General features: G+C 56.4%; 22 protein-coding genes. 6 read left to right on the forward strand and 16 right to left on the reverse strand.

The features are described from left to right. The gene (proB, locus tag HBA26_RS13585) at positions 1-1,104 is read right to left on the reverse strand and encodes a glutamate 5-kinase (protein WP_014882684.1); all 1,104 of its coding nucleotides are present in this window, start codon (positions 1,102-1,104) and stop codon (positions 1-3) included. Positions 1,105-1,409: 305 nt separating this feature from the next. Between proB and phoE the strand changes: the two genes are divergently transcribed. Then, the gene (gene phoE / locus HBA26_RS13590) at positions 1,410-2,462 is read left to right on the forward strand and encodes a phosphoporin PhoE (RefSeq protein ID WP_028012086.1); all 1,053 of its coding nucleotides are present in this window, start codon (positions 1,410-1,412) and stop codon (positions 2,460-2,462) included. A 111-nt stretch (positions 2,463-2,573) separates the two neighbouring features. On the opposite strand, the gene crl is transcribed toward phoE, so the two are convergent. From crl to gpt, 3 genes are all read right to left on the reverse strand, one after another. After that, positions 2,574-2,975, reverse strand: a complete 402-nt coding sequence (gene crl, locus HBA26_RS13595; RefSeq protein ID WP_008500249.1) for a sigma factor-binding protein Crl — start codon at positions 2,973-2,975, stop codon at positions 2,574-2,576. A gap of 57 nt (positions 2,976-3,032) precedes the next feature. Continuing rightward, entirely contained in the window at positions 3,033-4,277 is a 1,245-nt protein-coding gene (gene frsA, locus HBA26_RS13600) for an esterase FrsA (RefSeq protein WP_028012084.1), read from the reverse strand. Positions 4,278-4,381: 104 nt separating this feature from the next. Beyond that, entirely contained in the window at positions 4,382-4,840 is a 459-nt protein-coding gene (gene gpt / locus HBA26_RS13605; protein WP_003863205.1) for a xanthine phosphoribosyltransferase, read from the reverse strand. A gap of 260 nt (positions 4,841-5,100) precedes the next feature. Between gpt and pepD the strand changes: the two genes are divergently transcribed. After that, entirely contained in the window at positions 5,101-6,558 is a 1,458-nt protein-coding gene (gene pepD / locus HBA26_RS13610) for a cytosol nonspecific dipeptidase (protein ID WP_045630671.1), read from the forward strand. Positions 6,559-6,613: 55 nt separating this feature from the next. On the opposite strand, the gene dinB is transcribed toward pepD, so the two are convergent. Then, the gene (gene dinB / locus HBA26_RS13615; protein ID WP_041911133.1) at positions 6,614-7,672 is read right to left on the reverse strand and encodes a DNA polymerase IV; all 1,059 of its coding nucleotides are present in this window, start codon (positions 7,670-7,672) and stop codon (positions 6,614-6,616) included. A gap of 158 nt (positions 7,673-7,830) precedes the next feature. Here dinB and HBA26_RS13620 point away from each other — a divergent pair, with 158 nt between their 5' ends. Continuing rightward, positions 7,831-8,694 carry a glycerophosphodiester phosphodiesterase family protein gene (locus HBA26_RS13620; protein ID WP_126345150.1) on the forward strand — a complete coding sequence of 288 codons (864 nt, stop codon included), beginning with the start codon at positions 7,831-7,833 and terminating at the stop codon, positions 8,692-8,694. A 30-nt stretch (positions 8,695-8,724) separates the two neighbouring features. Here HBA26_RS13620 and nqrM read toward each other — a convergent pair whose 3' ends face one another. The 7 genes from nqrM to HBA26_RS13655 are packed head-to-tail and all read right to left on the reverse strand — an operon-like array spanning position 8,725 to position 14,764. Beyond that, the gene (gene nqrM, locus HBA26_RS13625) at positions 8,725-8,925 is read right to left on the reverse strand and encodes a (Na+)-NQR maturation NqrM (protein ID WP_041911135.1); all 201 of its coding nucleotides are present in this window, start codon (positions 8,923-8,925) and stop codon (positions 8,725-8,727) included. Between the two features lie 2 nt (positions 8,926-8,927). Then, complete coding sequence (gene nqrF / locus HBA26_RS13630; protein ID WP_059357365.1) at positions 8,928-10,151, reverse strand: NADH:ubiquinone reductase (Na(+)-transporting) subunit F; 1,224 nt, start codon at positions 10,149-10,151, stop codon at positions 8,928-8,930. A gap of 10 nt (positions 10,152-10,161) precedes the next feature. Continuing rightward, complete coding sequence (nqrE, locus tag HBA26_RS13635) at positions 10,162-10,758, reverse strand: NADH:ubiquinone reductase (Na(+)-transporting) subunit E (protein ID WP_003863217.1); 597 nt, start codon at positions 10,756-10,758, stop codon at positions 10,162-10,164. 6 nt (positions 10,759-10,764) lie between these two features. Next, complete coding sequence (locus HBA26_RS13640) at positions 10,765-11,403, reverse strand: NADH:ubiquinone reductase (Na(+)-transporting) subunit D (RefSeq protein ID WP_028012078.1); 639 nt, start codon at positions 11,401-11,403, stop codon at positions 10,765-10,767. Further along, positions 11,396-12,190, reverse strand: coding sequence for a Na(+)-translocating NADH-quinone reductase subunit C (locus tag HBA26_RS13645; protein ID WP_041911137.1), 795 nt, complete (start codon positions 12,188-12,190; stop codon positions 11,396-11,398). Before HBA26_RS13645 ends, HBA26_RS13640 begins: the two co-directional genes overlap by 8 nt. Next, complete coding sequence (locus HBA26_RS13650) at positions 12,183-13,418, reverse strand: NADH:ubiquinone reductase (Na(+)-transporting) subunit B (RefSeq protein ID WP_126345151.1); 1,236 nt, start codon at positions 13,416-13,418, stop codon at positions 12,183-12,185. Before HBA26_RS13650 ends, HBA26_RS13645 begins: the two co-directional genes overlap by 8 nt. 2 nt (positions 13,419-13,420) lie before the next feature. Further along, the gene (locus HBA26_RS13655; protein WP_100170714.1) at positions 13,421-14,764 is read right to left on the reverse strand and encodes a Na(+)-translocating NADH-quinone reductase subunit A; all 1,344 of its coding nucleotides are present in this window, start codon (positions 14,762-14,764) and stop codon (positions 13,421-13,423) included. A gap of 298 nt (positions 14,765-15,062) precedes the next feature. Between HBA26_RS13655 and dpaA the strand changes: the two genes are divergently transcribed. After that, the gene (dpaA, locus tag HBA26_RS13660) at positions 15,063-15,803 is read left to right on the forward strand and encodes a peptidoglycan meso-diaminopimelic acid protein amidase (RefSeq protein ID WP_041911140.1); all 741 of its coding nucleotides are present in this window, start codon (positions 15,063-15,065) and stop codon (positions 15,801-15,803) included. Here the strand turns inward: dpaA and HBA26_RS13665 are convergent. Together HBA26_RS13665 and lpcA are read right to left on the reverse strand one after the other, a co-directional pair. After that, entirely contained in the window at positions 15,774-16,541 is a 768-nt protein-coding gene (locus HBA26_RS13665; RefSeq protein WP_028012073.1) for a class II glutamine amidotransferase, read from the reverse strand. The two genes, dpaA and HBA26_RS13665, sit on opposite strands and share 30 nt — an antisense overlap. A 48-nt stretch (positions 16,542-16,589) precedes the next feature. After that, the gene (gene lpcA, locus HBA26_RS13670; protein WP_003863232.1) at positions 16,590-17,168 is read right to left on the reverse strand and encodes a D-sedoheptulose 7-phosphate isomerase; all 579 of its coding nucleotides are present in this window, start codon (positions 17,166-17,168) and stop codon (positions 16,590-16,592) included. Between the two features lie 239 nt (positions 17,169-17,407). Between lpcA and fadE the strand changes: the two genes are divergently transcribed. Both fadE and HBA26_RS13680 read left to right on the forward strand, forming a co-directional pair. Continuing rightward, the gene (fadE, locus tag HBA26_RS13675) at positions 17,408-19,852 is read left to right on the forward strand and encodes an acyl-CoA dehydrogenase FadE (RefSeq protein WP_028012072.1); all 2,445 of its coding nucleotides are present in this window, start codon (positions 17,408-17,410) and stop codon (positions 19,850-19,852) included. A 108-nt stretch (positions 19,853-19,960) separates the two neighbouring features. Continuing rightward, complete coding sequence (locus HBA26_RS13680; protein WP_041911141.1) at positions 19,961-20,731, forward strand: amidohydrolase; 771 nt, start codon at positions 19,961-19,963, stop codon at positions 20,729-20,731. A 56-nt stretch (positions 20,732-20,787) separates the two neighbouring features. Here the strand turns inward: HBA26_RS13680 and HBA26_RS13685 are convergent, their stop codons facing one another. Both HBA26_RS13685 and HBA26_RS13690 read right to left on the reverse strand, forming a co-directional pair. Next, the gene (locus HBA26_RS13685; RefSeq protein ID WP_059357368.1) at positions 20,788-22,389 is read right to left on the reverse strand and encodes a gamma-glutamyltransferase family protein; all 1,602 of its coding nucleotides are present in this window, start codon (positions 22,387-22,389) and stop codon (positions 20,788-20,790) included. A gap of 9 nt (positions 22,390-22,398) precedes the next feature. Continuing rightward, a complete protein-coding gene (locus HBA26_RS13690) occupies positions 22,399-23,274 on the reverse strand; it encodes an ABC transporter permease (protein ID WP_028012069.1) in 876 nt (291 codons plus the stop codon). Position 23,275 lies beyond the last annotated feature (1 nt).

A 23,275-nucleotide genomic window follows, 5' to 3' on the forward strand; every position in this document is an offset into this window, starting at 1 on the left:
TTAACGAATAATCATGTCATCGCGATGCACGGCAACCGGGCCATATTCATAGCCCAGAATAGCGTCGATCTGCTGCGAGTGGTGGCCCGCAATGCGGCGCAGGGCATCGCTGTTATAGCGGCTTACGCCATGCGCGATGTCGCGACCTTCCAGGTTACGGATGCGGATCACTTCACCACGGGAGAAGTTGCCTGTCACGCTTTTAATTCCTTTAGGAAGCAATGAACTCCCTCGTTCCAGAATCGCCGCAGTTGCCCCTTCATCAACGGTGAGTTCACCGGCAGGCGGCGCGCCAAAGATCCAGCGCTTGCGGTTCTCCAGCGGGGATTCCTGGGCGTGGAAGCGGGTGCCGACGGAAATGCCTTCCATCACGTCGCCAATCACGCCAGGGCGGCTGCCTGCGGCAATGATGGTGTCGATACCGGCGCGGCACGCCACGTCGGCGGCCTGCAGCTTGGTCCCCATCCCGCCCGTTCCGAGGCCGGACACGCTGTCACCGGCGATGGCGCGCAGCGCATCGTCGATACCATGAACATCGGTAATCAGCTCGGCTTCCGGGTTGGAGCGCGGGTCGGCGGTGAACAGCCCCTGCTGATCGGTCAGAAGCAGGAGTTTATCGGCCCCGGCCAGAATGGCGGCCAGCGCAGAGAGGTTATCGTTATCGCCCACTTTTATTTCAGCGGTGGCAACGGCATCGTTTTCGTTGATAACGGGAACAATATTGTTGTCCAGCAGCGCGCGCAGGGTATCGCGGGCGTTCAGGAAACGCTCCCGGTCTTCCATATCCGCACGCGTCAGCAGCATCTGCCCGACGTGAATACCGTAGATAGAGAACAGCTGTTCCCAGAGTTGAATGAGTCGGCTTTGTCCCACGGCGGCCAGCAGCTGTTTAGAGGCGATCGTCGCGGGGAGTTCGGGATAACCCAGGTGTTCACGCCCGGCGGCAATCGCCCCGGAGGTCACAATCACAATACGGTGCCCTGCGGCATGCAGCTGAGCGCACTGGCGTACAAGCTCAACAATGTGGGCGCGATTTAGGCGGCGCGATCCGCCTGTTAACACACTGGTACCGAGTTTTACCACCAGCGTCTGGCTGTCACTCATGATTCTCTGCCGTTCAACGATAAGGGAAAGTAATGTCGAACGAACGTTTTAACAGGAGTCAGCCCGGTTGCCAACTGCCTTAGTGCATCACCAGGCACTTTGTTGCGCGGGATCAGGAAGCGTAGCGGCAGAATTTGACAAATTTATTACCGTAATAATAAATCACAGTTTTTTAAAATTATTCTTAGTTTGTCATAAAAGTTTCATTCCAGAACGATAAAACCCTTCCTGTTTTTTCACGGGACTTAAGCATCAGCTTATCGTCCAGCGAATTTTTAAAGCGCGTTTATAAGACAGGATCGAAAATGAAAAAGAGCACTCTGGCATTAGTGGTTATGGGCGTGGTGGCTTCCGCATCTGTTCACGCAGCAGAAGTTTATAATAAAAACGGTAATAAACTGGACGTGTACGGCAAAGTGAAAGCTATGCACTATATCAGTGATGATGACACCAAAGATGGTGACCAGACTTACGTTCGTTTCGGTTTTAAAGGCGAAACCCAGATTAACGATCAGCTGACGGGCTATGGCCGTTGGGAAGCTGAATTCGCAGGTAACAAAGCTGAAAGCGACTCCTCGCAGAAAACACGTCTGGCGTTCGCCGGTATTAAACTGAAAGACTTTGGTTCACTGGATTACGGTCGTAACCTGGGCGCGCTTTATGACGTCGCGGCATACACCGATATGTTCCCTGAGTTCGGCGGTGACGGCCTGGCACAGACCGACAACTTCATGACAAAACGTGCCTCCGGACTGGCCACCTACCGCAATACCGATTTCTTTGGCATGGTAGACGGTCTTGATATGACCCTGCAGTACCAGGGCAAAAACGAAAACCGCGACGTGAAAAAGCAGAACGGTGACGGCTTTGGTACGTCTCTGGCCTACGACTTCGGCGGCAGCGATTTCTCCGTCATTGGTGCTTATGCCAGCTCCGATCGCACCAACGCGCAGAACCTGCAGGCGCGCGGTGAAGGTAAAAAAGCCGAGGGCTGGGCAACCGGTCTGAAATACGACGCGAACGATATTTACCTGGCCACTATTTATTCTGAAACCCGCAATATGGCCCCTATCTCCGGTGGTTTTGCAAATAAAGCGCAAAACTTCGAAGTAGTTGCACAATATCAGTTTGACTTTGGTCTGCGCCCATCCGTGGGTTATGTACAGTCCAAAGGTAAAGATATCGAAGGCATTGGCGACGAAGATATCGTGAAATATATTGACGTGGGCGCCACGTATTACTTCAACAAAAACATGTCCGCGTTTGTTGATTATAAAATCAACCAGATTGACGACGATAATAAGCTGGGCGTGAGCAGCGATGATATCGTTGCGCTGGGTGTGACGTATCAGTTCTAAGATTATCCAGATAAGAAAATCCCGGCATACAAGCCGGGATTTTTTTGCCCAGGGTAAATGCGGTCTCCTGCCCTCACCCCGGCCCTCTTCCACAGGAAGAGGGAGAAACCATTACGCGGTCAGCTTCACCGCTTCGCTGGAAAAGTCATCCGCTGGCTCGAACTTAAGGTCCAGGGTGGCCAGCAGCGCGCTCGCTTTGTCGTGGAACTCTTTCAGGGTGTATTCCAGGCGATCGATCACTTCCTGATCTTTGATGGTAGTAGCCTGCCAGTTGCCGTCTTTGTTAAACAGGCCAAACTGATAGCTATACGTAAAACGTTTCTCCTCTGCTTCCATTTCCATCCACCAGCCCCAGAATTCACGTTTTTCGGGTGCAGGCTTCACGTTGACGCATACAGCCAGGCAGTCGAAAAAAAAGCGATTCTCTTCACACTGCTCTTCTCGAATATACGGGCCGAGAGCCATAAATTTCTTAATCAGCCTACTTTTCGGGTGTCCACTCGGTAACGTCATTGCGATCTCCTTTTGTGAAGCCACTGTTTTACCAAACCAGCGAAATTTAGCAATCTATTAACACACTCTCTGGGCGATCCAGCGCGTGATCTCTTTCAAGGCTTTGTCAAAATTCTGATACACCGGGCTGAACGGCACCTCAAGCAATTTGCCATCCGCAGATGACGAAGTGATTAAGCGTGACTCTTCCTCCGGGCTGAACGGATCGTTTTTCCAGAAACCGGACAGCATCGGCGTCGGGCAACGGCGTCCCAGCAACCCTTGCGTTTTTAACGAGTAGCGATTGAGCTCAACGCGCAGCGCTTCGTCTGAGGCATCATGCATGCCAAGTCGACTGGCAAGGACGTCCAGATACATCTCCGGCACGCTGCCCTGACGGGCAGGATCGCTGAGCAGGGCATGAACCACCGGGCCCAGGCAGGCGACGGCCTTCAGACGTGAAGATTCAAGGTAAGCCAGACGCACCGCAACGTTGGCACCAAAACGGAAGCCGAACGCCGCGACGCGGGTGTGGTCAACCCACGGAACATTTTCCAGCGCTTTAAGCGCATGCTGGTGCAGCAGGCTCGAATCCTGCGTTAACTTCCACTTCGATGAGAATCCAATAGAAGGCATATCGAGCGTCAGCATCGCGATCCCTTTTGGTGCGAAGTAGCGCTCATACAGGCTGTAATAGTCGATTTGCAGGGAATCCAGCCCGCCGCACATTAGCACGGTCGGGAACGGGCCGTCGCCTTCAGGCATGTGCAGGAACCCGGTGACGGGCGCACCGCCCGGAACGGCGAACTCAAGCTCGCGCATCTGACCCGGCAGACGTTGAGCAGCCTCCTCATAGGCACGATTCGCCAGCGCCTGAGCCTGCTCGGCCAGCTCATCCCCTTTCAAATGCGGATAGGCGGCGATGGCGTAGAGGTTGGCCGCGTGCAGCCAGTGCTTGCCGCTTCGCGTGGCATCCTCTTCCTGGCTGGCTTTTTGCTGCCAGAGCATCGCCTGTTTAGACCATTCGTAAATCCAGTTCCCGCCCCGGTAGCCGACCACCGTGTCGTAGAGCTCGCTGTCGGTACGCTCCGACTCGCTCATTACGATACGCGCCTGCACGTCGAGGATTTCACGGGGATCGATACCGCGCCAGATCCACATCAGGCGGTTAATCATGCGATACCAGTGGGGCACGTTTTTACCGTCTAACGCAGACTGGACGGCAGGCATGGTTCCCGGATTAAACCGACGGACCAGCGTCGACGTTTCAGGGTGTTTGAAACGGGGTTTGAAAAGCGTCTCGGTGAGATTTGCCTGCGTCATTGCGTTGCCTCCATGGATACGTCATATAGTGCCCATTGTAACGCGTGGCAGGCCAAAAAGAACAACGCCCGGCATAGCCGGGCGTGTAAAGTTACGTACTGGTATTAACGGCCTGAGATAGGCGGCACGAAGACCACGCCCATATCCCACGGCTGTTCAATCCAGGTATCCTGGGGGATATCAATGACGTAATCGTCAACCAGTGGGCGGCCCGCTGGCTTAGCGAAGATCGTCACGAAGTGCGCTTTTGGATACATTTCGCGAATAGCGACCGCGGTACCGCCGGTATCCACCAGGTCATCAATAACGATGAAGCCTTCACCGTCGCCTTCAGCGCGTTTCAGCACTTTCAGCTCACGCTGGTTATCATGGTCATAGCTTGAGATGCAGACGGTATCGACATGACGAATACCCAGCTCACGTGCCAGCAGCGCCCCCGGTACCAGACCGCCACGGCTGACGGCAATAATGCCTTTCCACTGTTCGGAAGGCATCAGACGCGCAGCCAGTTTGCGTGCGTGAATCTGCAACATGTCCCAGGTGACGACGTATTTTTCGCTCATGTGAAGTGTCCCAGCCTGTTTTTATACGGCTTAAAAAGTGTTCGAGGGGGAAATAGGTTGCGCGAGATTATAGAGATCTGGCGCACTAAAAACCAGTGTTTAGCGCTCCCTGCCTGAGTTTTTACATGCTTTATGCTACCAGCCAGCAGAGAAAGTGGTATTCTCAGTTGCATCTCGCAAGCCTGTCTTGTGGTAACTATTAACCTGCTAACCCTGTGGCCTGCAACCCTGTTTGCAGCGCCTCGACAAGGAGACTTATCGTGTCTGAACTGTCTCAATTATCTCCGCAGCCGCTGTGGGATATTTTTGCCAAAATTTGCTCCATTCCACACCCTTCCTACCATGAAGAACAGCTTGCCGAACATATTATGGGTTGGGCGAAGGAAAAAGGTCTGCACGCAGAGCGCGACCAGGTTGGCAACATTCTGATCCGCAAACCGGCTACCGCAGGCATGGAAAACCGTAAACCGGTTGTACTGCAGGCGCACCTGGACATGGTGCCACAGAAAAACAACGACACCGTTCACGACTTCACTAAAGACCCAATCCAGCCGTACATCGATGGCGACTGGGTAAAAGCGCGCGGCACCACCCTGGGCGCGGACAACGGCATCGGTATGGCCTCTGCGCTGGCGGTGCTGGCTGACGACAGCGTTGAACACGGTCCGCTGGAAGTGCTGCTGACCATGACCGAAGAAGCGGGCATGGACGGCGCGTTCGGTCTGCAGGCAAACTGGCTGCAGGCAGATATCCTGATCAACACCGACTCCGAAGAAGAAGGTGAGATCTACATGGGCTGCGCGGGCGGGATTGATTTCATCTCCACCCTGCCGCTGTCACGCGAAGCGATTCCTGCGGGCTTCCAGACCTTCAAGCTGACGCTGAAAGGGCTGAAAGGCGGTCACTCCGGCGGTGATATTCACCTGGGCCTGGGTAACGCCAACAAACTGCTGGCACGCTTCCTGGCGGGCCACGCGGCCGAGCTGGACCTGCGTCTGGTGGACTTCAACGGCGGCACCCTGCGCAACGCGATCCCACGCGAAGCCTTTGCCACCGTGGCGGTGCCAGCGGCGAAAGCGGACGAGCTGAAAAAACTCTCCAGCGTCTACCTGGATATCCTGAAAAACGAACTGTCGGCGAAAGAGAAGAACCTGACCGTGGTGCTGGAATCCGTGTCTACGGATAAAGCCGCCCTGACCGCGCAGTCTCGCGACAGCTTCGTTCAGCTGCTGAACGCGACGCCAAACGGCGTGATTCGCAATTCTGACGTGGCGAAAGGCGTTGTGGAAACCTCTCTGAACGTGGGCGTGGTGACCATGAGCGACGACAGCGCGGAAATTATCTGCCTGATCCGCTCCCTGATCGACAGCGGTAAAGAGTATGTAGTAAGCATGCTGGAATCTCTGGGTGCGCTGGCGGGCGCGAAAACCTCCGCCAAAGGCAGCTACCCTGGCTGGCAGCCGGATGCAAGCTCTCCGGTGATGGCGCTGGTGCGTGAAACTTATCAGCGTCTGTTCAACAGCACCCCGAACATCCAGGTGATCCACGCGGGTCTGGAATGTGGTCTGTTTAAGAAGCCGTATCCGGACATGGACATGGTTTCCATCGGGCCAACCATTACCGGTCCACACTCGCCAGATGAGCAGGTTCATATTGAAAGCGTCGGTCATTACTGGACGCTGTTGACGGAACTGCTGAAGGCGATCCCTGCGAAGTAATTTGTCGTCTGTTGCCCGGCGGCGCTACGCTTGCCGGGCCCACGATGAGTGCAATCTACAATCCCAAAACCAGCTGACGCTCCAGCTGCGGATCCAGCAGCGTGACGTGCAGTCCCACCAGCCTCACCCCTCGTCCGCCTCGTCGTTCTTCCCACGCCTTTTTCGCCGTTGCGATAAGATCTTCTTTGTTCAGGCGCGGCCAGACGTGCTCCTGCGTCGTCTGCTGAAAGTCGTTAAATTTCAGCTTGATGCCCTGTCGGGCAATCAGTAAATCAGGCTTTACTTTGATCAGGCGTCGCTCCAGCTCCGGATAGAGCTGTTCCGTAATAATGGTTTCGCATTCCGACCAGTCATGGATGTCTTCGCTCAGCGTGCGCTCAACCCCGACCGATTTACGAAGCCGTTCGTTGTTTACATCGCGGTCGTCAATGCCCTGACTGCGCTCCCACAGCACGCGGCCAAACTTCCCAAAGCGCTTGAGCAGCATAGCCAGGTCGCTTCGCTGCACGTCTTCGCAGGTGCGTAACCCCATACTTTCCAGCTTCGCGGCGGAGACTTTGCCTACGCCGGGGATTTTGCCAAGCGGCAGCGTTTTTAAAAACGCCGGGACCTCTTCAGGGGTGATGACGTACTGGCCGTTGGGTTTATTTAAATCGGAAGCAATTTTGGCGAGAAATTTTACCGGCGCGACGCCTGCCGACGCGGTGAGATTCAGCTCGTTGAAAATGGTCTGGCGGATCTCCTGCGCCATCAGGGTAGCGGAGCCGTGACAATGCAGGCTGTCGGTGACGTCCAGATAGGCTTCGTCCAGCGAAAGCGGTTCAATCAGTGAGGTGTAGCGGGAGAAGATTTCGCGTATATGGTTTGAGGCTTCTTTATAGGCGTCAAAGCGCCCTGGCAAAAGAGTAAGGTGCGGACACAGTTTCAGCGCCATCGCCGTCGGCATGGCGCTGCGCACGCCAAATTTGCGTGCAGGATAGTTGGCGGTGCTGATCACACCGCGCTGAACGCGGCTGCCGCCAATGGCGATGGGAATATCCCGCAGCGCCGGGTTGTCACGCATCTCCACTGCGGCAAAAAAGCAGTCCATATCGACATGGATTATTTTGCGCATCGGTCATACCACACATGTATTTATATACAGTATAACAAAAGGCAAAAAATGCGTCAGCTATTTTCCTTACTCACGGTTGTCATATAAACGTGTTACAAACATTCGTAATAAAACCTTTATATACACACACTTAGGCAATCAATGGAGCGTAATTATTCATGAAGAAAATTCTCCCGATTTCGTTACTGTTTCTGGCGAGTGCTGCATCTGCTAGCCCTGCGATCGTTGCCCACCGGGGCGGGACTGCGGATGCACCTGAAAATACCCTGCCAGCCATTAAGCTCGCCCTCGAAAACAAAGCAGATATCGTCTGGATTACCGTGCAGCTCAGTCGGGATGGCGTACCGGTTCTCTATCGACCTGCCGATCTGAAAGCGTTAACCAATCTGCAGGGAAAGGTGTCACAGTATACCGCTGAAGAACTGGCAAAAGCGGATGCCAGCGTGAAGTGGAAAGATAAGGACCTGCCGGAAAACCTGCTTAATTCCCCGATACCGAGGCTGAAGTCGGTGCTGAGCTCCTGGCCAAATACGCGTTTTTTCATTGACATAAAATCGCCGGATGCCGATCCGGCGACAATGGGCAGCAAGCTGCTTAACGTACTGAAAGAGACCAACAGCCTGAATCGCGTTCGCGTTTATTCAACCGAAGATCGCTATATGGAAGCATTGCCTGTCGAAATCCCCCGCTTTGTCACGCGCAGCGAAACCCGCACGCGTCTGGCCACGATTTCGTTGAGCCATGAATGCCTGCCTCCTTCACAAAAAATGGACGATTACTGGTATGGGCTTGAGTTAAACCGAAAAGTAGAAGTGGTCGAGAAATTCACCTTAGGCGAAGGTGTCTCTCCTGCAACATTAACGTGGGACAAAGAGGCCGTTGACTGCTTCCGCTCTCAGGGCAATGCCCATCTGATTTTTATCGGCGTGAACTCTGAAGAGGATTACCAGAAGGCGAAAACACTGGGTGCCGAAGGGGTTCTTGTAGACTCACCAGCCAAAGCCAAAAGCTGGGCAAAATAAATGATAAAGGCCGCACGAAGCGGCCTTTTCCTAGATGATCCTCTGCTGATCCCGGGCCATGCGCTTTTTGCGTGCATCGCACGGTTCGGGGCAGTCGCACACCTTTTCCATTCCGATGGAAGAGATACCTCCACAGCTGCCCTGAATGCTTTTACGCTTGATGATCCAGCCTAAAGACATACCGAACACCACCAGCAAAAACACCGCAAAGGTTGCCAGAAAGGTCAACATAATCAGCCTCCGAAATCATCAAGGAGGATGTTTTCATCTTCCACGCCGAGATCTTTGAGCATCTTGATCACGGCGGCGTTCATCATTGGCGGACCACACATATAGAACTCGCAGTCTTCCGGTGCCGGGTGCTGTTTGAGGTAGTTTTCATACAGCACGTTGTGGATGAAGCCCGTATAGCCCGTCCAGTTATCTTCCGGCTGCGGATCGGAGAGCGCCACGTGGAAGGTAAAGTTCGGATTCTCACGCGCCAGCTGTTCAAACTCATGGTCGTAGAACATTTCGCGCAGCGAGCGCGCACCGTACCAGAAGCTGATTTTACGCTTGCTGCCGAGACGCTTGAGCTGATCAAAGATGTGCGAGCGCATAGGGGCCATACCCGCACCGCCGCCGATAAAGACCATTTCCGCGTCGGTATCTTTAGCAAAAAACTCGCCGAACGGACCGGAGATCGTCACTTTGTCGCCTGGCTTAAGGGACCAGATATACGACGACATCACGCCTGGCGGCGCGTCAGGCACGTTTGGCGGCGGCGTGGCGATACGCACGTTGAGCATGATAATGCCCTTCTCTTCCGGGTAGTTAGCCATGGAATAGGCGCGCAGCGCGGGCTCTTTTACCTCGGAAACAAAGCGGAAGAGATTAAATTTATCCCAGTCGGCCCGGTACTCATCGGGCACGTCGAAGTCCGCATAGGCCACGGTGTGCGCCGGACACTCAATCTGGATATACCCACCTGCACGGAACGGGACGCTCTCCCCTTCAGGGACACGCAGCTTGAGCTCTTTAATGAACGTGGCTTTGTTATCGTTCGAGATAACCTCGCACTCCCATTTTTTCACGCCGAAAATCTCTTCCGGCAGCTCAATCTTCATGTTCTGACGCACCGCGACCTGGCACGCCAGGCGGCACCCCTCTTTCGCTTCACGCTTCGTGATATGCGACAGTTCAGTAGGCAGAATATCACCGCCCCCCTCTTTCACAGTCACACGGCACTGCCCGCATGAGCCGCCTCCACCGCAGGCTGACGAGACAAAAATCCCGTTGCCCGAGAGCGTATTAAGCAATTTGTCCCCTGCCGGAGTGCGGATCTGGTTCTGCGGATCGTCATTGATATCAATGATCACATCCCCGGAATTAACCAGCTTTGCGCGCGCCGCCAGAATCAGCCCTGACAGCACCAGTACTATCAGCGTGAACATCACCACGCCAAGAATAATTTCCATCTGTTAGCCCTTATAGCTGCACACCGGAGAAGGACATAAAGCCCAACGCCATCAGGCCGGTGGTGATAAAGGTGATCCCTAAGCCACGCAGCCCCGCAGGCACGTTGGCATATTTCATTTTTTCACGGATCCCCGCCATGGTGACAATCGCCAGCATCCAGCCGATACCGGAACCGAAGCCGTACACCACCGATTCACTGAAGTTGTAATCGCGCTGAACCATAAACGAGACGCCACCGAAGATGGCGCAGTTCACCGCGATCAGCGGCAGGAAGATCCCCAGCGCGTTGTACAGCGACGGGAAATACTTATCGAGGATCATCTCCAGGATTTGTACCAGCGCCGCAATCACCCCGATGAAGGTGATGAAGTTCAGGAAGCTAAGATCGACGCCTTCCACCAGCGCGCCGTCCCGCAGCACGAAGTTGAACACCAGGTTGTTAATCGGAACCGAAAGCCCCAGCACAACGGTGACCGCCACGCCCAGGCCAAATGCCGTCGAGACCTTTTTAGAGACGGCAAGGAACGTACACATGCCCAGGAAGAAGGCGAGCGCCATGTTTTCAACAAACACCGCGCGCACAAATAAACTCAGGTAATGAGCCATTGTCGGTTACTCCTTTTCCTGCTGTTCAGGCTTCAACGTACGAATCAGCCAGATCAGCAAACCGATAATGAAAAACGCGCTTGGGGCCAGCAGGAACAGGCCGTTCGGCAGATACCAGCCGCCGTTCTGTACCGTATCCAGCACCTGAACGCCAAACAGCTTGCCGCTGCCAATCAGCTCGCGCAGGAAACCGACCGTCAGGAGGATCACGCCGTAGCCCAGGCCGTTGCCGATACCGTCCATAAAGCTCGCCAGCGGCGGCATTTTCATGGCGTAGGCTTCAGCGCGCCCCATCACGATGCAGTTGGTGATAATCAGGCCGACAAACACCGAAAGCTGCTTCGAGGTTTCGTAGGCGAACGCGCGCAGCAGCTGATCGACCACGATCACCAGCGAGGCGATGATCGCCATCTGCACGATGATCCTCACACTGTTGGGGATGTGGTGGCGGATCATCGAGATAAACATGCTGGAAAACGCCGTCACCAGCGTTACCGCCAGCGTCATCACCACCGCCGTTTCCAGCTTAGTGGTCACCGCCAGAGCCGAGCACACACCCAGCACCTGCAGGGTTATCGGGTTATTGGCTAAAAGTGGGCCAATCAGCACTTTTTTAACTTCTTTCAGTTCACCCGTATCAGCCATTGTTCAGCGCTCCTTCACGTACGTTCTTCAGGAAGGGACCAAAGCCCAGTTCACCCATCCAGAAATCAAAACTGTGCTGCACCCCGTTAGAGGTGAGTGTGGCGCCGGAAAGACCGTCAACGGCGAATTCATCCCCAGGACGCGCGCCTCCTTTCACCACCTTCAGCGCAGGCTGACCGTTATCATTGAGCACTTTTTTACCGATAAACTGCGCACGCCAGTTAGGGTTTTCCACTTCGCCACCCAGCCCCGGCGTTTCGCCCTGGTCGTAATAAGTAATACCTTTGACCGTGCGGCCATCGGTATCCAGTGCCACAAACGCATACATCATTGACCATAAGCCGTTGCCGTAGATGGGCAACACGATTTCCTGTATGCGCTTCTGCTCGTCACGGACGAGGTAAATTTCCGCGACATTGCTGCGGCGCTTAATGCCAGCCGGATCCTGCGAGGCGTCAAGCACGGTGCTCATCTGCGGATCCTTTAATGCCAGCGCCTGGTTATATTTCGCCGGGTCTTTATCCATCAGCTCGCCGGTTTTTAAATCCACCAGCCGTGCGGTAATGCGTTCAGCAAACACGGCCGCGACGTCGTCCTTCGTCATGCCTTCCTGCATCAGCCCGGCCACGGCCAGGATGTTGCGCTGTTTATCCAGCGCGCGCTGTTCCTGCTGCAGCGGCTTTAACCCTACGGCGGAACCGGCAACCACGATGGAACAGACCAGACACAGTACCAAAACCACCAGCAGCGTTTTGCTGATGCTGTCGTTATTTTTAACCTCAGCCACGCGCCTTCCTCCGCTTAATGTTGGCGCGCACGACCAGGTAGTCGAACAGCGGCGCAAACAGGTTGGCAAACAGAATGGCCAGCATCATCCCTTCCGGATAGGCCGGGTTGACCACGCGAATCAGTACACACATCACGCCAATGAGCGCGCCGTAGCACCATTTTCCCCTGTCGGTAAAGGAGGCCGAGACGGGATCGGTGGCCATGAACATCATGCCAAACGCAAAGCCTCCCAGCACCAGGTGCCAGTACCACGGCATGGAGAACATCGGGTTCGTGTCTGAACCAATGAGGTTGAACAGCGTGGCAGTAAGCACCATGCCGAGCATAACGCCCGCGACGATGCGCCAGGACGCCACGCGGCCAAAGATGATGATGGCCCCGCCGATCAAAATCATCAGGGTAGATACTTCGCCAATAGAGCCCGGAACGTTGCCAAGAAACGCGTCGAACCAGGTTACGGGCTGGCCCGTAGCATTGTTGACCAGCGTTTCGCCGCCGCCTGCCGCCCACTGAGAAAGCGGCGTCGCGCCGGAGAAACCGTCCGCAGCCGTCCACACCAGGTCGCCCGAAATCTGCGCCGGGTAAGCAAAGAACAGGAACGCACGCCCCGCCAGCGCCGGGTTGAGGAAGTTACGTCCGGTGCCGCCGAAAATCTCTTTGGCAATCACCACGCCAAAGCTGATCCCCATTGCCGCCTGCCAGAGCGGTAGCGTGGGCGGAACAATCAGCGCAAACAGAATGGAGGTCACGAAGAAGCCTTCGTTAATCTCGTGTTTGCGGATGATGGCGAACAGCACTTCCCAGAAGCCGCCCACGATAAAGACGGTCATGTAGATCGGCAGGAAGAAGACGGCCCCCAGCGTCATCATGCTGACCCAGCCTGCATCAGCCGCAAAGCTCACGCCCAGCGACTGCGCCAGACGATAGTGCCAGTCAGACTGGATCACCTGCGCCAGCTGCTGAGCGTCGTACATGTGATGCAGCGCCGGAATGGTTTGCAGACCAACGTTGTACATGCCCCAGAACATGGCCGGGAAAACCGCAAACCACACCAGGATCATCATGCGTTTCAGATCGATGGCATCGCGAACGTGCGCTGCCCCTTTCGTCACCAGACCCGGAGTGTAGAAAATAGTCGTCGTCGCTTCATACAGCGGGTAGTACTTTTTGAGCTTCCCTTCGGTAAAGTGCGGCTCAATTTTTTCAAAGAGGTGTTTTAATCCCATGGTTATCCTTCCTGCTCAATGCGGGTTAACACCTCGCGCAATACGGGTCCATATTCGTATTTACCCGGACACACATAGGTACAGAGCGCCAGATCTTCTTCATCCAGTTCCAGACAACCGAGCGCCTGCGCGCCGTCGGTATCGCCTGCCAGAAGATCGCGCAGCAGCACGGTAGGCAGAATATCCAGCGGCATTACACGTTCGTAGTTGCCAATCGGAACCATCGCGCGCTCGCCGCCGTTTGTGCTGGTAGAGAAGTTAAAGAGCTTATGACGCAGAAAGTGGCCAAGCGTGGTGCGGGTGACGGAGTATTTTTCTGCACCAGGCAGAACCCAGCCGAACAGCTCTTTCTCACGCCCTTCCAGAACGACGCTCACCTGAAGATGGAAACGTCCCAGGTACGCGTGCGCATTGACAGCGCGGCGGCCGCTGAGTACCGAACCGGAAATGAGGCGGTTTTCACCCTCTTTCGTTTCCCCTGCCAGCAGTTCATTAATGTCTGCTCCCAGAAGCGTCTTAACCAGACGCGGGTTTGCGGCCTGCGGCCCGCCGATAGCGATAATCCGTTCAGCGCAGAGTTCACCCGTCGTAAAGAGTTTACCGATGGCAATGACATCCTGATAATTAAGGTGCCAGACCTGTTTTTTAAGGCTCACCGGCTCAAGGAAGTGGATATGAGTCCCGACCAGACCCGCCGGATGCGGGCCGGAAAATTCATTAAACGTAACCTGCCCCTGCGGATGGCCGCCAAGCTTGCCGCCGCTGGCCTGGCAAACGTGCACTTTTCCGGGCGTCAGGCGAGTCAGAACGGTCAGCCCGGCATCAAAGGCTTTACGCTGCGCCAGGATAATGGGCTGCGGGTCTGCGCTGAGCGGGTTGGTGTCGATGGCCGTCACGAAAATGGCAGCCGGGGCGGTATCAGGAACGGGGGATTTGCTGAAAGGACGCGTACGCAGCGCCGTCCACAGGCCGGACGCGAGCAGCTGAGCCTGCACATCTTCGCGGCTAAGCGTCGCGAGGTCTGCCGCATCATAACGAGCAAACTCACGCTGTTCATCGCCTTCAATGCGGATTACCACCGACTGCAGCACGCGACGCTCGCCGCGGTTGATCGCTACCACGGTGCCGCTGGCGGGGGCCGTGAACATGACGCCGGGATTTTTTTTGTCTTCAAAGAGCGCCTGCCCTTTGATCACGCGATCGCCCTCCTGCACCAGCATTGAAGGACGCATTCCCAGATAATCGTCACCTAAAATTGCGACATGACGGACGCTTGCGCCACCCGAGACGTGCTGCTCAGGCACGCCTGCAATCGGCAAATTAAGTCCTTTTTTTATTTTAAACATGTGGTTAGCAGGTTTCCATAAACAACAATCCAGTGGGCGCAAAGTGTAACATTTTCCCCTTCTCTCGGGCAGGGGATCCACGGTCAGGCGCGCCAAAATGCGAGCTATTACGCAAAGTTCCTGGAGCCAGCGCAGTTTTGATGGTTTATAAAGTAAAACTAATTTGTAAACTCACCGCCCGGCTCTTGCGAAAATCTATAGCGGTGCTAATGTGAGCGCACCTAACAGAATAATCTGATTTCGGGTCTCTTTTGCCGTCCTGGCAAGTTAGTCCAGGTTTTATCAAGGAATTTGTAGTATGCGTAAAATCGCATTGTTCATTGCGATGCTTCTGATTCCGTGCATGTCGTTTGCCGGGCTGCTCAGCAGCAACAGCTCCACCACGCCGATCAGCAAAGAATATAAACAGCAGTTAATGGGATCCCCGGTTTATATTCAAATCTTCAAGGAAGAGCGCACGCTCGATCTGTTTGTAAAAATGGGCGAAACATATCAGCTGCTTGATAGCTACAAAATTTGTAACTATTCCGGCGGGCTGGGCCCGAAACAGCGTCAGGGCGATTTCAAAAGCCCGGAAGGTTTTTACAACGTTCAGCGTAACCAGTTAAAACCGGATAGCCGCTTCTATAAAGCCATCAACATCGGTTTCCCCAACGCCTATGACCGTGCTCACGGTTATGAAGGGAAATACCTGATGATCCACGGTGCCTGCGTGTCTGTCGGCTGCTACGCGATGACCGACTCCGGCATTGATGAGATTTTCCAGTTCGTAACCGGCGCACTGGTCTTTGGGCAGCCTAACGTTCAGGTCAGCATCTATCCGTTCCGCATGACCGATGCCAATATGGCGCGCCATAAGTACTCTTACTACGCCGATTTCTGGAAACAGCTGAAGCCGGGTTACGACTACTTTGAGCAGACCCACAAGCCGCCGGTAGTCTCTATCGTCGATGGCCGTTACGTGGTCAGCAAACCGCTGAGCCACGAAGTCGTCCACCCGCAGCTGGCGTCAAATTACACGGTCCCCGAGACAAAATAGCACCCACTCGCCTGGCATAATCTTTTGCCAGGTTTCGTTGCCCGTCAGCGGCTGCGTTGCAATAACGGTGACCACATCGTTCGGTGTGGTCTCTTTCTGAAAATCTATCTCCACATCCTGATCGAGCAGCGTAGCAACGCCAAACGGCGCGCGGCGCGTGATCCAGAAGAGATTCGTCGAGCAGAACGCCATCACGTAGCGTCCGTCAGACAACAGCATGTTAAACACGCCTTTTTCACGCAATTCGGCTGCCAGCGTCGCGATGTATTTGAATACGGCGGCCATATTGCCGGGCGTGCGCGGATAACGTTCCGTCAGCTTATGCAGCAGCCAGCAGAAGGCCTTCTCGCTGTCCGTTTCGCCCACCGGACGGAAGTTACCCGTTTCCAGAGATTTATAGCCCGTAAGCTGCCCGTTGTGCGCATAGGTCCAGTTACGGCCCCACAGCTCGCGGGTAAAGGGATGGGTATTTTCCAGCGCAACTTCGCCGCGGTTTGCCTGGCGAATATGCGCGATCACCGAACAGGATTTAATGGGATAGTCCTGAACCAGTTTGGCAATCGGTGAGTTAAAACTGGGCTGTGGATCTTTGAACGTGCGACACCCTTTGCCTTCGTAGAAGGTGATGCCCCAGCCGTCTTTATGCGGCCCGGTTCCCCCACCGCGCTGAACCAGCCCGGTGAAGCTAAAGCAGATATCGGTTGGCACATTGGCGCTCATCCCGAGCAGTTCGCACATACATCACCTCCACAACAGCGGGGGGCACCGGTGCCCCCCAGCGAAGTCTTACTTAACCATCTCTTTTTCGATCAGCTGGATCAGGATGTGGATCACTTTAATGTGAATTTCCTGAACGCGATCTGCATAGCCGAAGTGCGGAACGCGAATTTCGATATCCGCCGTACCGTCCATCTTACCGCCATCTTTCCCGGTCAGGGTGATGACCTTCATGCCTTTTTCACGCGCGGCGGCGATCGCTTTGATCACGTTCGCGGAGTTACCGGAAGTAGAGATACCCAGCAGCACGTCACCTTCACGGCCTACTGCCTCAACGTAGCGGGAAAAGATGTGGTCGTAACCGAAGTCGTTGCCTACGCAGGAGATGTGGCTCACGTCGGAAATCGCAATCGCCGGGTAGCCCGGACGGTTTTCGCGATAGCGTCCAGTCAGCTCTTCGGCGAAGTGCATGGCATCACAGTGGGAACCGCCGTTACCGCAGGAGAGCACTTTGCCACCGGCCTTAAAACTGTCGGCCAGCAGGACCGCCGCGCGCTGAATAGCGTGAATATTGGCATCATCTTTCAGAAAGTTCGCCAGCGTTTCCGCCGCTTCGTTCAGTTCGTTACGAATAAGATCCTGGTACATGAGGATAATCCTTCAGTATTGATGAAATAACACAGTGGAGTGTACCGGATAGCGGGAAAAGCGAGAAGCTAAAGCCATGCGAATCGTCCGGCGTTTTGATTTTTTGTGCCGACGAAAACGCGAACAATGTGAACCAGGTTGTAATTATTTTGTAAACACATTGCTAAAGGAATTCACATCAACTACAACCATATCATCACAAGTGGTCAGACCTCCTACAAGCAAGGGAGCTTTTCTTTATGATGATTTTGAGCATTCTCGCAACCGTTGTACTGCTCGGTGTGTTGTTCTATCACCGCGTCAGTTTATTCCTGAGCAGCCTGATTCTTCTGGCCTGGACGGCTGCGCTTGGCGTCGCAGGTCTCTGGAATATCTGGATTTTGGTCCCTCTTGCCATCATTCTGCTGCCGTTTAACCTGGCCCCGATGCGTAAGTCGATGATCTCCGCGCCGGTATTTAAAGGCTTCCGCAAAGTGATGCCGCCGATGTCGCGCACCGAGAAAGAAGCGATTGATGCGGGCACCACCTGGTGGGAAGGCGATCTGTTCCAGGGCAACCCGGACTGGAAAAAGCTGCACAACTATCCGCAGCCGCGCCTGACCGCCGAAGAACAGGCCTTTATTGACGGCCCGGTGGAAGAAGCGTGCCGCATGGCGAACGACTTTGCTATTACCCACGAAATGGCCGACCTGCCGCCGGAGCTGTGGGCGTACCTGAAAGAGCATCGCTTCTTCGCGATGATCATTAAGAAAGAGTACGGCGGTCTTGAGTTCTCCGCTTACGCGCAGGCTCGCGTGCTGCAAAAGCTGGCGGGCGTCTCCGGGATCCTGGCGATTACCGTCGGCGTACCGAACTCCTTAGGCCCGGGCGAACTGCTGCAGCATTACGGTACGGAAGAGCAGAAAGATCACTATCTGCCGCGACTGGCGCGCGGTCAGGAAATCCCGTGCTTCGCGCTGACCAGCCCGGAAGCAGGCTCCGATGCAGGCGCAATCCCGGATACTGGCGTGGTCTGTATGGGCGAGTGGCAGGGCCAGCAGGTGCTGGGCATGCGCCTGACCTGGAACAAACGCTATATCACCCTGGCACCTATCGCCACCGTGCTCGGCCTGGCCTTTAAGCTCTCCGACCCGGAAAAACTGCTGGGCGGTGAAGAAGATCTGGGCATTACCTGCGCGCTGATCCCAACCTCGACGCCGGGTGTGGAAATTGGCCGTCGTCACTTCCCGCTGAACGTGCCGTTCCAGAACGGTCCGACCCGCGGGCAGGATATTTTTGTGCCGATTGACTACATCATCGGCGGCCCGAAAATGGCCGGTCAGGGCTGGCGCATGCTGGTGGAATGTCTGTCGGTGGGTCGCGGTATTACCCTGCCGTCGAACTCAACCGGCGGCCTGAAGTCCGTCGCGATGGGAATTGGCGCTTATGCCCACATTCGCCGTCAGTTCAAAATCTCCATCGGCAAGATGGAAGGTATCGAAGAGCCGCTGGCGCGCATCGCGGGCAACGCCTACGTGATGGACGCCGCTGCATCCCTGATTACCTACGGCATCATGCTGGGCGAAAAACCGGCCGTTCTGTCCGCGATTGTGAAGTACCACTGTACCCACCGCGCGCAGCAGTCGATCATTGACGCGATGGATATCGCGGGCGGTAAAGGCATTATGCTCGGCGAAGGCAACTTCCTGGCGCGCGGCTATCAGGGCGCACCGATTGCCATCACCGTGGAAGGGGCCAACATCCTGACCCGCAGCATGATGATCTTCGGCCAGGGTGCGATTCGCTGCCATCCGTACGTGCTGGAAGAGATGGCCGCTGCGCAGAATAACGACGTGGACGCCTTCGACAAGCTGCTGTTCAAACATATCGGTCACGTGGGCAGCAACAAGGTACGGAGCTTCTGGCTGGGCCTGACGCGCGGCCTGACCAGTGCGACGCCAACCGGCGATGCGACCAAACGTTACTACCAGCATCTGAACCGTCTGAGCGCCAACCTGGCTCTGCTGTCCGACGTTTCCATGGCGGTGCTGGGCGGTAGCCTGAAGCGTCGCGAGCGTATCTCCGCCCGTCTGGGCGACGTGCTGAGCCAGATCTTCCTGGCCTCTGCGGTGCTGAAACGCTACGACGACGAAGGCCGTCAGGAAGCGGATCTGCCGCTGGTGCACTGGGGCGTGCAGGATGCGATGTATCAGGCGGAACAGGCGATTGACGACCTGCTGGCGAACTTCCCGAACCGCTTCGTGGCAGGTGCCCTGCGCGTGGTGATCTTCCCGACCGGTCGTCATCATCTGGCGCCGTCCGACAAGCTGGACCACAAGGTGGCGAAGATCCTGCAGGTTCCGAGCGCCACCCGCTCCCGCATTGGCCGCGGTCAGTATCTGGCACCAACGCCGCATAACCCGGTGGGCCTGCTGGAAGAGGCGCTGCTGGACGTGATGGCCGCCGACCCGATTCACCAGAAAATCTGCAAACAGCTGGGTAAAAACCTGCCGTTTACTCGTCTGGACGAACTGGCGAAACAGGCGCTGGCCGGTGGCATTATCAATAACGACGAAGCTGCGCTGCTGGTGAAAGCCGAAGAGAGCCGTCTGCGCAGTATTAACGTGGATGATTTCGAACCGGAAGAACTGGCGACGCAGCCGGTAAAGCTGCCGGAGAAGCACCGCAAACCTGAAGCGGCATAACCCGCTTCGCTCTGACAAACCCCGCCCGGTGCGGGGTTTTTTATTGCCACATTTTCTCGTAATGACGTGCTACAGTGTCAAAAAGGGGTCGTTTGAGGAGTCTGTATCGTGCCTGGTTTGAAGATTTCGATTTTGCAGCAGCCTTTAGTGTGGATGGATGGCCCCGCCAACCTGCGCCACTTTGATCGTCAACTGGAAGAGATTACCGGGCGAGATGTGATTGTCCTGCCGGAGATGTTTACCACCGGCTTCGCGATGGAAGCGGCGAAACAGTCGATGCCCCAGGAAGAGGTGGTCGCCTGGATGCATGCCAAAGCGCAGCAAACCAACGCGCTGATCGCCGGGAGCGCCGCACTGCAGACGGAACGCGGCCCGGTGAACCGCTTCCTGCTGGTTGAGCCGGAAGGAAAGGTGCATTTTTACGATAAACGCCACCTGTTCCGCATGGCCGATGAACATCATCATTATGAAGCCGGTAACGAGCGCGTGGTGTTCGAGTGGCGCGGCTGGCGTATTCTGCCGCTGGTCTGCTACGACCTGCGCTTCCCGGTATGGTCGCGCAACCGCAACGATTACGACCTGGCGCTGTACGTCGCCAACTGGCCCGCGCCGCGCTCGCTGCACTGGCAGGCGCTGCTGGTGGCTCGCGCGATTGAAAACCAGGCGTACGTGGTAGGCTGTAACCGCGTGGGGACGGACGGCAACGGCCACCACTACCGCGGCGACAGCCGGGTGGTGAACCCGCAGGGCGAGATTATTGCCACCGCCGAGCCGCATCAGGCGACGCGCATTGATGCGGAGCTGTCGTTGACGGCGCTGAAGGAGTATCGGGAGAAGTTCCCGGCGTGGCAGGATGCGGATCCGTTTAGCATCGGGTGAAAAAATGCCGGGTGGCGGCTACGCCTTACCCGGCCTACCAATGTTGCTCGCTTCTTTTAACTCACTAACGCCTGCCCGTCTTTGCGGCTCTCCGTCGCGGCCACGTAGTGCCCCTCCGGCATACGATAGATTACCTGCGCACCGCCGAAGTTGTAATCCTGGAGCGGATCTTCCACCACGATCTGATGCCCGCGCTCGCGCAGCGCGGCAATGGTGTTGCGATCGAACGTCGATTCAACAATCACCTCCCTGCCCTGCACCACGCGCCAGCGCGGCGCGTCGATGGCCGCCTGCGGGTTTTGCCCGTGCAGCATAATGCGCAGCGCCATCTGCATGTGCCCCTGCGCCTGCATCGGGCCGCCCATCACGCCGAAGGACATCAGCGGCTGGCCGTTGCCGTCCATCGCAAAGCCCGGAATGATGGTGTGGAAAGGACGCTTGCTGCCCGCCAGCGCGTTCGGGTGTTTGGGATCGAGCACAAAGCCGCAGCCGCGGTTTTGCAGGCTGATTCCGGTATCCGGCACCACAATGCCTGAACCGAAGCCCATAAAGTTGGACTGGATAAACGAAACCATCATCCCGCTGGCGTCCGCGGTGCTGATGTAGACCGTGCCGCTCTGCGTCGGTGAACCGTACACAAAGTCAGAGGCGTTATCGCGATCGATAAGCGCCGCACGCGACTTCAGATAATGGTCGCTCAGCAGCTCTTTTGCTGCGAACTCCATATGTTCTTCATCCGCCACGTAGCGGTCGAGATCCGCCAGCGCCAGCTTCATGGCTTCAATGGATAAGTGCAGAGACTGCACGGAGTCCGGATGATGTTTCTCAATGCCGCACTGCTCCAGAATACCGAGTGCAATCAGCGTGGCGATCCCCTGCCCGTTTGGCGGCAGCTCCTGTACCGAGCCGCCCGCGAAGTCGCGCGACAGCAGTTCAACCCAGTCCACGCGATGGTTTGCCAGATCTTCCGCTGACAGGTGCGCGCCGTGCTCCTGGGCGAAGGCGGCGATTTTCTGCGCCAGCTCACCACGGTAAAAGGCTTCACCGTTGGTTTTGGCAATCAGCTCCAACGAATGTGCCTGCGCCGGGTTACGGAAGATCTCCCCCACGCGCGGGGCGCGGCCTTCCGGCGCGAAGCAGGCGCTAAAGCCAGGCTGATCTTTCAGCTTGTTATAGCCGCGCTGCCAGAGATGACCAATCAGCGGCGAGACCGGGAAGCCGTTGCGCGCGTAGTCAATCGCAGGCTGCGCCAGCGTGGTCAGCGGTAGCGTGCCGAAGCGTTCTGCCAGGGCCACCCAGCCCGACACCGCACCCGGCACCGTCACCGCGTCCCAGCCGATTTCCGGCACTGCGCTTTTACCGGCAAACAGATCCGCATGCCAGCTGGCCGGCGAGCGCCCGGACGCGTTCAGGCCGTGAAGTTTTTCACCGTCCCAGACGATGGCAAAGGCATCGCTGCCGATGCCGTTGCCGGTCGGCTCAACAACGGTCAGCGCCATGGCGGTGGCAATGGCCGCATCGACGGCATTACCACCCAGCTGCAGCATTTTCATTCCCGCCTGCGCCGCCAGCGGCTGCGAAGTGGCAACGGCGTTGTGGCCCATCATCGGCGGGCGGCGTGAAGCGTAACCGGATGTAAAATCAAGCGCTTTGGTCATCATGACTCCTTAGTCGTGGCGCGGATCGAGCGCATCGCGCAGCCCGTCGCCAAGTAAATTAAAGCCCTGCACGGCAAGGAAAATCGCCACGCCGGGGAAAACGGACATCCACGGCGCCTGCTCAAGGAAACCTTTCGCGGTATTGAGCATGGACCCCCAGGACGGATTGGGCGGCTGCTGCCCCAGCCCTAAAAACGACAGGCTGGCTTCGGCAATAATCGCCGAGGCAATGGCCAGCGTGGCCTGAACCAGGATCGGCGACATCACGTTTGGCAGAACGTATTTAATGATGATCCAGCGATCCGGCAGGCCAATCGCCCGCGCGCCGTCGATGTACTCTTCGTTGCGAATGGCGATCACCTGCCCGCGCGTCAGGCGGGCGAAGATCGGCATCGCCGAAAGACCGATGGCGATCATCGCGTTGGTCAGGCTCGGGCCTAAAAATGCCCCCAGCGCGATCGCCATGATCAGGAACGGACAGGCCAGCAGCGCCTCGATAAAGCGCGAGATGACGCCGTCCCACATCTTCTGGAAGTAGCCCGCCACCAGCCCCAGCGGCACGCCGATGACCACCGCGATAACCACCGACATACAGCCCGCCATCAGCGAGGTTCGCGCCCCCCAGATTATGCGGGACAAAATGTCGCGCCCCAGCTCGTCGGTGCCGAACCAGTACATCGCTGACGGCGCTTTGCGCACCGCGAGGAAGTTGGCTTTAACCGGGTCAAACGGGGCGATCCACGGCGCCAGCAGCGCCACCAGCACAAAGAAACCCACCACAAGCGCGCCAATCACCGCGCTTTTATTGGCGAGGAATTTCTTCAGCACCCGGTTCTGCGCGCGCGGCAGCGCGGGGGCTACGGTTTGCGTCGTCAGTTCCGCCATC

Source organism: Enterobacter sp. 725m/11 (genome assembly GCF_011683705.1).
In the GTDB taxonomy this organism is placed as follows: Bacteria; Pseudomonadota; Gammaproteobacteria; order Enterobacterales; family Enterobacteriaceae; genus Enterobacter; species Enterobacter bugandensis.

Bases quoted from the DNA above. Each gene is read 5' to 3' on its own strand.
- proB (WP_014882684.1), bottom strand. From the start codon at position 1,104: ATGAGTGACAGCCAGACGCTGGTGGTAAAACTCGGTACCAGTGTGTTA.
- phoE (WP_028012086.1), top strand. From the start codon at position 1,410: ATGAAAAAGAGCACTCTGGCATTAGTGGTTATGGGCGTGGTGGCTTCC.
- crl (WP_008500249.1), bottom strand. From the start codon at position 2,975: ATGACGTTACCGAGTGGACACCCGAAAAGTAGGCTGATTAAGAAATTT.
- frsA (WP_028012084.1), bottom strand. From the start codon at position 4,277: ATGACGCAGGCAAATCTCACCGAGACGCTTTTCAAACCCCGTTTCAAA.
- gpt (WP_003863205.1), bottom strand. From the start codon at position 4,840: ATGAGCGAAAAATACGTCGTCACCTGGGACATGTTGCAGATTCACGCA.
- dinB (WP_041911133.1), bottom strand. From the start codon at position 7,672: ATGCGCAAAATAATCCATGTCGATATGGACTGCTTTTTTGCCGCAGTG.
- HBA26_RS13620 (WP_126345150.1), top strand. From the start codon at position 7,831: ATGAAGAAAATTCTCCCGATTTCGTTACTGTTTCTGGCGAGTGCTGCA.
- nqrM (WP_041911135.1), bottom strand. From the start codon at position 8,925: ATGTTGACCTTTCTGGCAACCTTTGCGGTGTTTTTGCTGGTGGTGTTC.
- nqrF (WP_059357365.1), bottom strand. From the start codon at position 10,151: ATGGAAATTATTCTTGGCGTGGTGATGTTCACGCTGATAGTACTGGTG.
- nqrE (WP_003863217.1), bottom strand. From the start codon at position 10,758: ATGGCTCATTACCTGAGTTTATTTGTGCGCGCGGTGTTTGTTGAAAAC.
- HBA26_RS13640 (WP_028012078.1), bottom strand. From the start codon at position 11,403: ATGGCTGATACGGGTGAACTGAAAGAAGTTAAAAAAGTGCTGATTGGC.
- HBA26_RS13650 (WP_126345151.1), bottom strand. From the start codon at position 13,418: ATGGGATTAAAACACCTCTTTGAAAAAATTGAGCCGCACTTTACCGAA.
- HBA26_RS13655 (WP_100170714.1), bottom strand. From the start codon at position 14,764: ATGTTTAAAATAAAAAAAGGACTTAATTTGCCGATTGCAGGCGTGCCT.
- dpaA (WP_041911140.1), top strand. From the start codon at position 15,063: ATGCGTAAAATCGCATTGTTCATTGCGATGCTTCTGATTCCGTGCATG.
- HBA26_RS13665 (WP_028012073.1), bottom strand. From the start codon at position 16,541: ATGTGCGAACTGCTCGGGATGAGCGCCAATGTGCCAACCGATATCTGC.
- lpcA (WP_003863232.1), bottom strand. From the start codon at position 17,168: ATGTACCAGGATCTTATTCGTAACGAACTGAACGAAGCGGCGGAAACG.
- fadE (WP_028012072.1), top strand. From the start codon at position 17,408: ATGATGATTTTGAGCATTCTCGCAACCGTTGTACTGCTCGGTGTGTTG.
- HBA26_RS13685 (WP_059357368.1), bottom strand. From the start codon at position 22,389: ATGACCAAAGCGCTTGATTTTACATCCGGTTACGCTTCACGCCGCCCG.
- HBA26_RS13690 (WP_028012069.1), bottom strand. From the start codon at position 23,274: ATGGCGGAACTGACGACGCAAACCGTAGCCCCCGCGCTGCCGCGCGCG.